Annotated in this window: 7 protein-coding genes and 1 pseudogene; 2 read left to right on the top strand and 6 right to left on the bottom strand. The window is 68.4% G+C overall.

What is annotated here, in order from left to right; genetic code table 11:
- Window positions 1-7 precede the first annotated feature (7 nt).
- Entirely contained in the window at window positions 8-2419 is a 2412-nt protein-coding gene (pbpC, locus tag AC0KUR_RS07595) for a penicillin-binding protein 1C (RefSeq protein WP_473375635.1), read from the top strand.
- A gap of 21 nt (window positions 2420-2440) precedes the next feature.
- Here the strand turns inward: pbpC and AC0KUR_RS07590 are convergent.
- The 6 genes and pseudogenes from AC0KUR_RS07590 to AC0KUR_RS07565 form a co-directional block, all read right to left on the bottom strand.
- A pseudogene (locus AC0KUR_RS07590) lies at window positions 2441-3845 on the bottom strand (methyl-accepting chemotaxis protein).
- 248 nt (window positions 3846-4093) lie between these two features.
- Window positions 4094-5164 carry a porin gene (locus AC0KUR_RS07585; protein ID WP_473375634.1) on the bottom strand — a complete coding sequence of 357 codons (1071 nt, stop codon included), beginning with the start codon at window positions 5162-5164 and terminating at the stop codon, window positions 4094-4096.
- A 360-nt stretch (window positions 5165-5524) separates the two neighbouring features.
- A complete protein-coding gene (locus AC0KUR_RS07580; RefSeq protein ID WP_473375633.1) occupies window positions 5525-7399 on the bottom strand; it encodes a sigma-70 family RNA polymerase sigma factor in 1875 nt (624 codons plus the stop codon).
- Window positions 7383-7697, bottom strand: coding sequence for a high-potential iron-sulfur protein (locus AC0KUR_RS07575; RefSeq protein ID WP_034186207.1), 315 nt, complete (start codon window positions 7695-7697; stop codon window positions 7383-7385). Before AC0KUR_RS07575 ends, AC0KUR_RS07580 begins: the two co-directional genes overlap by 17 nt.
- A 98-nt stretch (window positions 7698-7795) precedes the next feature.
- Window positions 7796-9001, bottom strand: a complete 1206-nt coding sequence (locus AC0KUR_RS07570) for a c-type cytochrome (protein ID WP_049033822.1) — start codon at window positions 8999-9001, stop codon at window positions 7796-7798.
- An 80-nt stretch (window positions 9002-9081) separates the two neighbouring features.
- Window positions 9082-10803: a methanol/ethanol family PQQ-dependent dehydrogenase gene (locus AC0KUR_RS07565; RefSeq protein WP_034186047.1), complete on the bottom strand. Its 1722-nt coding sequence runs from the start codon at window positions 10801-10803 to the stop codon at window positions 9082-9084.
- Window positions 10804-11203: 400 nt separating this feature from the next.
- Between AC0KUR_RS07565 and AC0KUR_RS07560 the strand changes: the two genes are divergently transcribed.
- A complete protein-coding gene (locus AC0KUR_RS07560) occupies window positions 11204-13534 on the top strand; it encodes a TonB-dependent receptor (protein ID WP_473375632.1) in 2331 nt (776 codons plus the stop codon).
- Window positions 13535-13582 lie beyond the last annotated feature (48 nt).

Genomic DNA, 13582 nt, shown 5'->3' with positions numbered 1-13582 from the left:
CTCGCGCGTGGCTGAAGCCTCTGCCGTCCGGCGCGCGCTGCACGGTGCCGGCCGCTGGCTGCACCGCTGGCAGAACTGGCTCGTGGGCGTGCTGCTCGTGGTCGGCGCGCTGGTTGCGTGCCGGCTGTGGCCGCATCCGCCGCTGCGCGACTGGAAGCCGTCGTCGGTCGCGGTGACGGACGCGCAGGGCCGGTTGCTGCGCCTGACGCTCGCGAAGGACGAGCGCTACCGGCTATGGGTGCCGCTCGACCGAATGTCGCCGCAGCTCGTCGAAGCCGTGATGCTGCACGAGGACCGCTGGTTCTGGTGGCATCCGGGTTTCAACCCGTACGGGCTCGCGCGCGGCGCGTGGATCACGTACGTGCGCGGCGGCAATCCGCAGGGCGGGTCGACGCTGACGATGCAGCTCGCACGCTCGCTGTGGAAGCTGAACACGCGCACGCCGGCCGGCAAGCTCGCGCAGGTCGCGCGTGCGCTGCAGCTCGAGCTGTTCTATTCGAAGCGGCAGATCCTCGAAGCCTATCTGAACGACGCGCCGTACGGGCGCAACGTCGAAGGCGCGGGCACCGCGAGCGTCGTCTATTTCGACCGGATGCCCGATGCGCTGACGTTGCCCGAAGCGCTCGCGCTCGCGGTGATTCCGCAGGACCCGGCGCGGCGCGTGCGCGGCGGGCAGGACGAGATCAACCGCGCGCTGGCCGCGTCGCGCAACCGGCTGTTTGCGCGTTGGCTGACGACGCATCCCGGCGATGCTGCGCTGAAGCCGCTGTTCGCGTTGCCGCTCGCGATGCGGCCGCTGTCCGCGCTGCCGTTCGACGCGCCGCATGCGGTCGACCAGGCGCTCGCCGCGCGCGGCGCGTGGCGCACGACGTCGGGCGGTGCGGCGGACGACAGCGAGGCCGGCGCGCGGCTCGTGACGACGCTCGATCTCGACCTGCAGCGCACGCTCGAACGACAGGTTGCACGCTATGTCGCGCGCAACGACACGCGCGGCGTGCGCAACGCGGCGGCGATCCTCGTCGATACGCGCGACATGGGCGTGAAGGCGCTGGTCGGCTCCGCGAACTTCTTCGATCGCACGATCGACGGGCAGGTGAACGGCACGCTCGCGCGGCGCTCGCCGGGCTCGACGCTCAAGCCGTTCATCTATGCGCTCGGCTTCGACCAGGGCGTGCTGCATCCGCAGACGGTGCTGCGCGACGTGCCGACGTCGTTCGGCCCGTACGCGCCGGAGAATTTCGACGGCCATTTCCTCGGGCCGATCACCGCGACCGACGCACTGAACCGCAGCCGCAACGTGCCGGCCGTATGGGTCGCGTCGCAGCTCAAGTCGCCGGATCTGTACCGGTTCCTGCAGGAAGCCGGCGTGCGCCGCCTCGCGAGCGCGCAGCACTACGGGCTCGCGCTCGTGCTCGGCGGCGGCGAAGTGACGATGCAGGATCTCGCGGCGCTGTACGCGATGCTCGCGAATCGCGGCGAGTTCCGGCCGCTGCGATTGCGCGCGGACGAGCCGGCGCGGCCCGCCCGGCGCCTGCTGAGCGCCGACGCGAGCTACATGACGATGGACATGCTGCGCCAGCACCTGCGCCCCGACGAGACGAGCGGCGCGCAGCCGTCGAGCGTGCCCGTGTACTGGAAGACCGGCACGTCATGGTCGTTCCGCGATGCGTGGACGGCCGGCGTGTTCGGCCCGTACGTGCTGGTCGTGTGGGTCGGCAATTTCGACAATTCGGCCAATACGGCCTTCGTCGGCGTCGATGCGGCCGCGCCGCTGTTCTTCCAGGTCGTCGATGCGATGAACGCCGAGCGCCCGCTCGCCGAGCCGCCGCGCGCGATGCCGCCGCGGCTGAAGCGCGTGCGGATCTGTCTCGCGAGCGGCGATCTGCCGAACGAATGGTGTCCGCAACAGGGCTGGACGTGGTTCGTTCCGGGCACGTCGCCGATTCGCGTGAGCAACGTGCACCGGCCCGTCGTGATCGACGATGCGACGGGGAAGGCCGCGTGTCCGCCGTACGACGGCAAGCGCACGCATACGGAGATCTTCGAGTTCTGGCCGTCGGACCTGCAGCAGGTGTTCGCGCAGGCGGGTATTCCACGCAGGCGGCCGCCGCAGAATGCGGACTGCCGCGATGCGGGGCAGGTGGAGGGTGACCCGCCGCGGATCACGTCGCCGCTGCGCGGCAGTACGTATGCGATGCGGGTGACGCGCACCGGGGAGACGCGCATCGCGTTCAACGCGACGGCCGATGCGAGCGCGCATGCGTTGTACTGGTTCGTCAACGATGCGTATGTCGGCCGCAGTACGCCGGGCGACGCGCTGTTCTGGCAGCCGGGGACGGCCGGCAGCTATACGGTGCGGGTGGTCGACGATCACGGGCGCAGCGATCAGCGGCCGCTGGGAGTAGGGCTGGAGCAATAGGCGCGGCCCGCACGCCCCGGTTCAGACGCTGTAGCCGATTCGCAGGACGCCCCACGGCCGTGCGCCGACGACGATCGGCGCGGAGACGTCCTTCATCAGCGCGAACTGGCCGTTGCCCATGTCGCGGCGATAGGTCTGCAGCAGGAACGGCTTGTCATGCGATACCGACATGCGCGCCGTCCGGTCCGTGTAGATCCGGCGGTTCCGGCAATTCGCGGCGTTCCAGGCGGCGTCCGCGCGCTGCGGCAGCGAGAACTTCCGGTTGTGGGTCGGCAGGTAGCACTGCCGGTCGAAGCTCGCGCAGTAGACGATGCGTTCGTCGAGGGCGAGGACCGGCTCCTGGACGGCCGGCAGCACGCGATCGGTGAATGCCGTGAAGCGTGTCATGAACTGTTGCGGGTCGGTGCCCGGAATCGGTTCGTAGTGCGTGTCGAACAGCGCGTCGAGTGCGATATCGCCGCGGCTTACCGCTTCCTCGAAGAGTTTGCCGATCGCGGCGGCCGTGCTCCGCGCGGTGCCGATCAGGCGCGTGTCGGGCGATTCGATGCCGGTTGCGGCGGTGAGCTCGATGAGCGTCTCGGAAACGGAGAGCAGATTGCCGAGCCGGTCCTTGGCCTGCGAGAAATTGTCGGCCGAGTTCTCGACGCCGGACGCCATCTCGCCTACCTGCTCGTCGAGTCGGTGGCACTGCGCCTCGATCTCGTCCGTCAGCGACGCGATCTGTTCGGCCCCGCCGGCAAGCTCGGTGATCGCGTGCCCGGTCGCGTGCACGACCTCGCCGATCGTGCGCGTGCCCTCGCGCACGCGATGCGCGCGCGGCGTTGTCGGTGCCTTCCGCGAGCAGGCGCTCGGTCTGCTCGGCGAGCCGCGCGAGGGTCGTCTCGATCTGAGCCGTCGCCTGCCCGGTTTTCGCGGACAGGTTCTTGACCTCGGCCGCGACGACCGCGAAGCTGCGGCCCGACTCGCCGGCCCGCGCGGCCTCGATCGCGGCGTTCAGCGCGAGCAGGTGGGTCTGGCGCGCGATGACGGAGATTTCCTCGGACACGGCCCGCACGTGATCGAGCGCGTCGCGCAGCGCGCCCATCTGGTCGCCGATCGTGGTGACGCCCTCGACGAGGCCGTGAATGTCCGCGAGCGATGCCTCGATCGTCTGCTGCGACTGCCGGACCGCATTCGACGCATTGGCGCTGACGTCGCGCACCTGCTGCGCGGCCTCGGCGATCCGGTGGTTGCCGCGCAGCGTGAGGGCGGCCGATTCGCGCAGCGTATGGCATACCTCGGCCTGCCGGGCGACGCGGGCCGCGACTTCCTCGACGTGGCCCGATACGTCGCAGATCTCGATGCCGAGCCTGCCGGCCTGTTCGGCGATGTCGCCGACGAGCGCGCTCGTCGAACGGCGGCCGCGGCCGATTCCGAAGAAGTTCACGTGGGTGGGTCTCCTTGAAAGACGCGCGCCGGGTTCCCGGCGGAGGTTGGGCGTGCGTTCCTGACTTGACGGCCGCCCGGCCGCGGACTTGAGGTCGGGTAAACATCGAGATCGGCGTGCCGGACGACCGGACCGGCGCCGGGCGGGGCGCGTTTGCGTCGGGTTTGCGCCGCGTTGCCGTGCGGGCCGTGCCGACTTGCGCAGCCGAACGGGCGGCGCGTGCCGGCCGCCCGTTCGCGAGCGCTGCGTCAGAACACGTGGCGGATGCCGGCGTTGACGCCGACCGTCGTGCCCGGCAACCCGTACAACGCGCCGCCCGTGATGCCGAGGCCGGTATTCATCGCGCCGTGGTTGTTGACGACGCCGACCTGCGCATACAGGCCCGTTCGTTTCGACAGGCTGTAGTCGGCGCCGATCGCGGCAAGCAGCGAGTGATTGTGCGAATCGTTGCGGTCGGTCGTGTACCACGCGCCGGTATTCAGGTCGAGGGCCGGCGTGACGCGATAGTCGAGGCCGGCGCTATACACGTTGTTGCTGAACGAGCCGGCGACCTTGTAGCTCGTGAACGACGCCTTGCCGGTCACGGGGCCGAACGTATAGGCGGCACCGATCGTGCGGCCGACGAACGCGACCGTGCTCGCAACCGGCGTCGGGGACGTGCCGCCGTTGCCGTCGTAGAGCGCCGCGTTGAGCATGAAGCGGCCGTTCGTATAGGTGACGCTTCCGGAATACTGGCGTCCCGCCTGGAAGTCGCCGGCCTTTCCGCCGAAGCCGAACATCGCGCTGGCCGTCAGCCCGGCGATCGTCGGGCTCGTATACGAAATCGCGTTCGGGTTGAAGAGGCCCGTGACGAGCACGTTGTCGACGTACGGCACCAGGGCGGCGCCGAAGTGGGAGACGTTGCGCGGGTCCGATCCGAGTATCGCGAGCACGAACGGCGAGAACTGCAGGCCGACCTTCGTTTCGCCGAATCCGCCGTCGATCCCGACCCACGCCTGGCGGCCGAAGAAGTTGCCGTTCGAATGGCCGAATGCGCCATCCGTGACGTTGAAGCCGCTCTCCAGCTTGAACTTCGCGTGCAGCCCGCCGCCGAGATCCTCGCTTCCGGTGATGCCGAAGTTGGTCGGCGTCATGCCCGTGTCGGTCAGCGCGAACTGGCGCCCGGCGTTGCCGCCGGTTGCCGAATCGAGCGATCGGCTCGTATAGAGCAAGGCGGCGTCGAGGTCGCCGTACAGCGTGACACTGCTCTGCGCGAAACCGCTCGTGCTTGCCGCCGCGCCGAGCAGCGCCGCGCAAATCGTCCATGTCCTGCTCTTCATCGTCTGTCTCCGTTTTTTTGAGTGTTGTAATACGTATTACTAATTAAAAGCGCCGTAACGGAATCGATGTGAGCCGCCTGCATGCCGTGCCGTCGGGGAACGCACGGCGATGCTTGTTGCCGGCGCGAATGTGATTCCTGACGGCGCTCGGGAAAATGCAACATGCATGCCAGGCGCGCGACCGGTGCGTGCAGGCGGGGAAAGCCGCGACAGCCGGGCGCGTGGCGAACCACCTGGTCGACCCAGCGACATCGCGGACGGTAGCGCGACACGAGGAAGCGTTCATAAATGCAGCAGATCGTGTTGCAGTCCTGATCAGTTTTCGTGCGAGCGGAATGATGGTCGCCCGGTGCCGCCGCGTCAGGCGATCAGCGAGCGCAGCGCCGGTGCGTGCCGGAATTGCCGGATGCGTTCGAGCGCGGATACCTCGAGCTGACGAACGCGTTCGGCCGACAGGTTCAGTTGCCGGCCGATCTCGCGCAGCGAATACTCGCTTTTGACATCGATGCCGTACCTCAGGCGAAGAATCCACGCTTCGCGTACCGGGAGGCAGTCGATCAGCGCGGCAACCGCGGTGCGCAACTGGCCGGCGCTCGCCGCTTCTTCCGGCGTCGGCGCATCCGCGTCGATCGTGACGTCGCCCAGCGTGAGGTCGTGATCGGACGAAACCGGCAGGTCGGCGGAGATCGGTTCCCGCACGATGCTCATCAGTTCGCGCACCTTGTCGACGGGCAGCCGCATCTGCGTGGCGAGCGACCGTGCGTCCGCGACGTCGCCGGTCCGCTGCCGGTGCAGTCGTGCGAGCCGCGACAGCTTGTTGAGCGAATCGACCGTATGCGCGGGCACGCGTATCGTGCGTCCGAGATCGGCGAGCGCGTGCGTGATCGCCTGGCGGATCCACCACGTCGCATACGTCGAGAATTTGAAGCCGCGCCGGTGATCGTAGCGATCGACTGCCTCCATCAGGCCGATATTGCCTTCCTGGATCAGATCGGAGAAGGGCAGGCCGCGATCGGCATAGCGTTTGGCGACCGAGACGACGAGCCGCAGATTGCTCTGGAACAGCTTCGTTCTCGCGGGTTGCATCGCACGCTCGATACGCGAAAGCCTCCCATCGAGCGCGATCGCGATGTCGAGCGGTAGCGGCGACTGGGCAGCCAGGCGAGCGAGCGCGCTGCGCGCTTCGAGCAGCGCCGGCGCATGACGGGCGAGGGCGGCCGCGCAGCCGGGATGCGCGGTGCTGCATGCGTGTAGCCATGCGCGTACGTCGTCGCATCGCGTGAACAAATCGTGGCGCGCGGCTTCGATCCGTATGCCCGAGGCGGCCAGCGTATCGGCGAGCCGTTTTTCGACCGTGCGCGCCTGAGTCGCGCGCAAGCCGTTCGCTTGCGCGATACGTTCGATCGCGCGCGAGGTGAAGCGAATTCGGCCGGTCGATGCGGCTGCGTCGCGCAGCAGTGCCCGGTAAGCGGCCGACGCGAAACCGTTCGCATGCAACGCGTGCTGCATCGCCGATGCCGGCGCAGCGGCGCGCTCGAGCGCGTCGACGATCGTATCGCGCCACGCCGGGCTGTCGAGGGCAAGACCGGCGCCGTCGTCGGAAACCGGCGATGCCACGGTCGGATCGCCCGGCAACATCGTCGGCGCACGCGCTGACGGCTCGGCATCGCCGACGAGCCCCGTCACGTAAGCCGACGCCGCTACCTTGCCGGCGCGGATGTCGTCCGCGATCGCCGCGATGACGGCGAGCGCCGCCGGATCGCGGCTCAAGGCGCCGATGCATGCCGCGCGGCCGTTTTCCAGGCGAAGCGCGAGCGCGATTTCTTCGTCGCGTTCGAGCAGCGGCGTCGCGCTCAATTCCCGCAGATAGAGCCGAATCGGGTCGTTGGTCCGGCCCGCGGGCAGGTCGTCGGCCGCGAGCGGCGTCGATGCGTCGGCGAGCGGCGCCGCGACTTCCGACACTTGCGCGAAATGGCGGTCGAGCGTCCATGCGGTACGCGCGTCCGCATGCTCGCGCACGTCGATGCCGAGCTCGCGCAGAATCGACGCGGCTGCATCGAAATCCGGACCGTCGACCGCGTCGCCGGGCGACGCATCGGCGATTTCGCCGCGTGTCACGTATCCGCGGTCGATGCCCAGCGCGATCAGCGCATGCAGACGGACCGCGTATTCGGCGTCCGTGCCGCGACGCGGCGCGCCGTCGCGCCCGGGCCCGGCGTCACGCGAGCTTTGCATAGACGTTGCACCAGCCTTCGGCGGCAACCGCCTTGCCCGCGAACATCGGGCACGTACCGAAGGATTCGCCCGCGGCAGCCTTGTAGAAGCGGCAGTTCGAACACGTCTGGCCGGCCTGGTACTTCGGGAACTTGCCTGCGTCGACGGTCGTCGCCTTTGCGCGGTAGCCGAGCGTCTTCGCTGTCGCGTCGTTTTCGTCGACGGGCGGTGCGGCCGCGAATGCGCGCGTGCCGGCCGCGAGCGCGGCGCACAGGCCGGCGGCCTGAACGAAGAAGGTTCGGCGATGGCGGGAGATCATGATGTCGTCCTGAATGAAATGATGGGAAAAAGTCCGGCCCGCGCGCCGGGCGTGCATCCCGGCGCGACGGTCGATCGAAGCGAAGGTGGGCGGGGAGCTTACTTGCGCGGCCCGGCGATGAGCGGCGCCTTCGAGGCGTTGGCGATATCGGCGGTCAGCTTGCTCTTCGACGTGTCGTAGCCGTTCGAGTAAAGCAGGAACGCCATCAGGTCCTCGTATTCCTCCGCGGTCAGCTTGCCGGGGCGATCGGCCGGCATGTTGCTCGACATGTACAGGAAGATGCCGCCGACGGTGATGTGCGACTTGCCCTCGGGAGCGAACGCCTCCCCGCTCAGCGCGGGCGCGGTATTGCCCTCTAGCTGGTCGCCGTGGCATTTCGCGCACGCATCGGCGTACAGCTTCTTGCCGTGCTGCACCTGCGTCTGGTCGAACGACGGGACGCCGCTGCCTTCGCCCGTCGACACCTTGATGAAACCGCTCCTTGCCGGCCGCTGCGCGGACGCGAGCGCGCCGTCGAGAAACCGGCCGGGCGCGGTCGTGGCGGCGGCTTGCGCGATGTCGTCGGGAAGCGTCCAGCCGCGCGTGAGCGATGCGAGACGACCGTTACCGCTCATCTGCGACAGCGCGGCGTCGATGCGCTTCTGCAGCGCGTCCTTGCCCGGCCCGAAGGCGAACGACAGTTGCCAGTCGGAATACGGCGACGACGTCGCCGCAACCTGGAACCGTTGTTTCGGATGGGCGTGCGCGTAGGCGACGACGCTCGGATACCAGACGATCGCGCGCTGCGCGCGGCCGGCGGCGAGCGCGCCGATCGTTTGCTCGCTCGTGTTCTCGAGGTCGAAGCGGGCGTTCGCCTGCTGCGCGGCGATCAGTTGCGACGGGCTGCCGTACGTGGCCGCGATCGTTTCCTTCGTGCCGGCCGGTGCGTGCGCATCGCGCAGCGACACGCTGACGTAGCCGGAGCGCAGATAGCCCTGCGAGAACGTCATTTTCGATCCCGACGCATCGGCGATCGCCGAACGCGGGAAGCCGGCGATCACGTCGCAGTCGCGTTCGAGCGACTTCGTCAGCTCGCTGGCGGAGATGCCGTCGTCGTCGCCATTGTCGTCGACGCCGCGTTTGTTGAAGGTCGCGGCGATGCCCGCGGTGCGGAACACTTCGCGCGCAACGGCGCGGTCGAGCGCCGTGGTCGGACTGCCGGGCAACGTGCAGACGCGCACGCCGGCCGACGCGGCTGCCGGTGTCAGCGCCACGCCCACGGCGAGCAGACTGGCGACGGTAACGGAGGTGAGACGAGTATTCATGGTCGTGTGTCCGGTTGAGGCGGGTGGGGCGTCGCGCCCGCATCGGGCGCATGCGGGCGCGACTCGGGGCTGGCGCGCGTTCAGTCGAGCGCGAACACGTAGAGCGTGCCGCCGCGCGGAACGTCTTTCGCGATGTCGGCCATCGGGCCGCCCCAGATCGGGTTCGCGCCGCCGTAGCCGGCGAGCACGGCGACATACTCCTTGCCGTCGACCTCGTACACCGACGGTTGCGAAATGATGCCGCTCGCCAGTTGCGGGCTTTCCCACAGCACCTTGCCGGTCGCCGTGTCGAATGCGTACAGGTGGCCGTCGAGCGAGCCGCTGAACGCGAGGCCGCTCGCCGTGGTCGCGACGCCGCCGTTCCACGGCTTCTTCGACCAGTGGCTCCACAGCTTCTTGCCGGTGTTCACATCGATGGCCGTCAGTTCGCCGTAGCCTTCGCTGCCCGGTTCGGGCTTGATCTCGAAGCCTTCGCCGAGATACGGCAGGCCTTCCATGTAGCTGACCGACTTGCCGGTCAGGCTCATGCACGCGTGCAGTGCCGGCACGACCGCGATGTTGCGTTCCTGGTCGTACGAGATCGACCACCAGTTCTTGCCGCCGAGGAAGCTCGGGCACGTTTCGATCGTCGTGCCGGCCTTCGGGAACTTCGATGCGTCCTGGATCGGTTTGCCGTCGGCCGTGTAGCCGGTGACCGACAACGCCTTCACGAACGGCGTCGCGTAGATCAGCTTGCCGGTCGTGCGGTCGATCGCGTGGAAGAAGCCGTTGCGGTCCGCGTGGATGATCGCGTCGTAGTCCTTGCCCTTGTACTTGATGTCCGCGAGGACGGCCGCATTCACGCCGTCGTAGTCCCACGTGTCGTTGTTCGTGTACTGGTAGTGCCACTTCAGGTTGCCGTTCTTCGCGTCGAGCGCGAGCAGCGAGTCGGAATACAGGTTGTCGCCGGGGCGCAGCGCGGCGAGCCACGGGCCGGGGTTGCCGACCCCCCAGTACAGCGTGCGGGACGCGGCGTCGTACGTGCCGGTGAGCCACGCGGCGCCGCCGCCGTGGCTTTGCATGCCGTCGGGCCAGGTTTCCGCGCCCTTTTCGCCGGCGGCGGGAATCGTGTAGCGCTTCCAGACCTGCGAGCCGTCCTCCGGGTTCAGCGCGGCGATGTAGCCGCGAATGCCGTATTCGCCGCCGGACGTGCCGACGACGATCGCGCCGTCGATCGCGAGCGGCGCGAGCGAGAACGCGTAGCCGAGGCCCGGTTCGAACATCTGCTTCTTCCACACGAGGTTGCCGGTCTGCGCGTCGAGCGCCGCGATTTCACCGCTCAGCATCGCGATGTAGACGTTCTTGCCGTACAGCGCGACGCCGCGGTTGACGACGTCGCAGCACGCGGTCTTGAACGAGGCCGCGCCGAGCTTCGGCTCGTATTTCCACAGCTGGCGGCCCGTCTTCGCGTCGAACGCGTAGACGTTGTCCTTCGGCGTCGTCACGAACAGATAGTTGCCGTTGACGATCGGCGTGGCTTCGAAACCCTGCTTCAGGTCGGCGGGGAACTTGTACGCCCAGACCTGCTTGAGATCCTTCGCGTTCGACGTGTCGATCTGCTTGAGCGGCGAATGCGAGCGGCCGTCGTAGGTGCGGTAGTAGGTCAGCCAGCCGGGGTCGCCGTGTGCATCGGTCAGGCGCTGGTAGGTCACGGCCGGGTAGTCCGCGGCCGCTTCGACGAGGCCGGGGTTCAGTGCGATGGCGGCGGCCACCGCGACTACGGTCGTCGCCAGCCGGCTCGCTGAAGCCGAGAGTTTCTTCATGGTTGTCTCCTGAGTCATTGTGGTCGCACCGCCGCGAACGATTCGTCGCGCCGGCACGGTTGGGGTGTCCGGGCCGAGTGCACTGCCCTTTACGCAAGTCGCATGCCATCGCGGCGGGATGCCGGTGCGGCGCGGTACACCGGCGGGTCGCGGGTGATGTGCCGATCGGCGAGACGCGCCATGACGTCGACGCAGGTGTTGCATTCAGGTACACCGTCGCGCGCGAAGTGTTGCCAAACATGACAGGTGGCGCAGTCCGCGGCGCAGCGGGCCGCCGGTTGCACGCATGCCGTTCCGCAGCGCTGCGCTGGCACGGTTCTCGCACGCCCGCTTCGCGACAACTCGTCGCCGCGCGGTGCATCGCCCGCGCCGGCGGAATAGGAATGCGGAGACAACGTAAATGATCAGGAGACCAAAGGCCGCCGGGTGTGACGGCGCGACACGACGTGGCCGGCGTGCGCGATGCGTCGGCACGACCCTCGGCGCGCTCGCGCTGTTCGGCTTGCCGCCCGGCGGCGTGCGCGCGCAGCAGCAGCCGGACGCCGCCGCGATCGTGCCGCCCGCGCCGGCCGTCATGCTGCCTGCGGTGGTGGTGGTCGGCACCACGCCGCTGCTCGGGATCGGCACGCCGCTGTCGAAGGTGCCGGCGAACGTGCAGACGGTGCGCGCGGCGGAACTCGAGATCCAGCACCGCGCGACGCTCGCCGATTTCTTCGCCGCGAACCTGCAGAGCGTGACGATCTCGGATGCGCAGGGCAATCCGTATCAGACGGACGTCAACTATCGCGGCTTCACCGCGTCGCCGCTCCTCGGCACGCCGCAGGGATTGTCGGTGTTCGTCGACGGCGTGCGCGTGAACGAGCCGTTCGGCGACGTCGTGAACTGGGACATCCTGCCGGTGCAGGCGATCGACCGCGTGCAGCTGATTCCGGGCTCCAACCCGGTGTACGGGCTCAACACGCTCGGCGGCGCGCTCGCGATCACGACGAAGAACGGCAAATCGAGCCCGGGAGGCGAGGCGGAGGTGTCGGGCGGCGCGTGGGGCCGCAAGACCGCGAGCATCGAGCAGGGCGGCACGATCGGCCCGAACCTCGACTACTATGCGACCGCGAACCTCGCGAACGACGGCGGCTGGGCGGACCATAACGCGAGCCGCGTGCGGCAGGCGTTCGGCAAACTGCGCTATACCGATGCGGACACGACGCTGTCGATCGCCGCAGGCGGCGCGGACAACACGCTGTCCGGCACCCAGACGATCCCGCGCTCGTTCGTCGACAACCCGAAGCAGGCGTATACGTATCCGGACCGGAACCACAACAGCGCCGGCTACCTGACGCTGTCGGGCGATCGCTTTTTCGGCGAGAACGTCGAGCTGAGCGGCAACGCATACTACCGGCACCTGCGCAACGCGAACACGAGCAGCAACAACAATACGGATTACGGTTCGGTGAACGACGACGGCACGGTCGACACGGTGCAGGGCAGCAACGCGCAATCGACGATCGTCACCGACAGCTACGGCGGCAGCGTGCAGCTCACGCTGCTCGGCAAGCTCGGCGGAATGGCGAACCGGCTGGTCGCGGGCGTCTCGGCCGATGTCGCGAACTCGAGCTACGTCGCGTCGTCGCAGGACGCATCGTTCACCGATGCGCGCGAGGCGATCGGCATCGGCGATTTCGTCCGGCAGACCAGCGCGAAGACGCGCAACGCGAGCGTCGGTGCATACCTGAGCGATGCGCTGTCGCTGACGCCGCACTGGACGCTCACGCTGTCGGGCCGCTACGACTGGTCGAAAGCGCGAATCGGCGACGAGAGCGGCGTGCAGCCGCTGCTCGACGGCAACCATGTATTCTCGCGCTTCAACCCGGCGGTCGGGCTCAACTGGAATCCGGTCGCGGGATTCACCGCGTATGCAACCTACAACGAGGGCATGCGGTCGCCGACCGCGATCGAGCTCGCGTGCGCGGACCCGTCCGCGCCGTGTTCGCTGCCGAACGACTTCATCGCCGACCCGGCGCTCAAGCCCGTGATTTCGAAGACGTTCGAAGCCGGCGTGCGCGGCCGCGTCGGCGCGGCGACGACCTGGAGCGTCGCGGCCTATCGCACGACACTGAGCGACGACATTCAGTTCATCAGCAGCCCGGCCAGCGCGCAGGGCTATTTCCGCAACGTCGGCGATACGCGGCGACAGGGGATCGAGCTCGCCGGCCGCACGCGGTTCGGCCCGCTCGGTGTCGGGCTGTCGTACAGCCATGTCGAGGCGACCTACCGGTCTTCGTGGACCGAACACAGCCCGGCGAATTCGGCGGCCGACGCGAACGGCAACGTGACGGTCAAGCCGCGCGACCGCATCCCCGGCATTCCCGCGCATACGGTGAAGCTGCGGCTCGACTACGCGGCGACGTCCGCGTGGGACATCGGTACGAACGTAACGTGGCGCAGCGGCGTGTATGCGCGCGGCGACGAGAACAACGAGGACGTCAACGGCCGGATCGCAGGTTACGTGCTGGTCGATCTCGACATGCGTTACCGGATCACGAAGCGGTTCGAGGTGTTCGCGAGCGTGACGAACCTGTTCGACAGGCGCTACGCGAGCTTCGGCGCACTGGGCCAGAATTTCTTCAACGGGCCGAACCACACCTTCGACGGCGCGAATCCGGTGAACGAGCAGTTCGTCGGGCCCGGCGCACCGCGCGGCGCATGGGTCGGCGTGCGCTACGCGTGGGATTGAGCGCGGCGCGTTCGCTCGTGTCGTCGCGCGGCGTCATGCCGCGAGCGG

Source organism: Burkholderia sp. YHN3-13, assembly GCF_055810675.1.
Note: the sequence above shows the minus strand (reverse complement) of the source record. Positions and strands in the feature narration are given on the sequence as shown.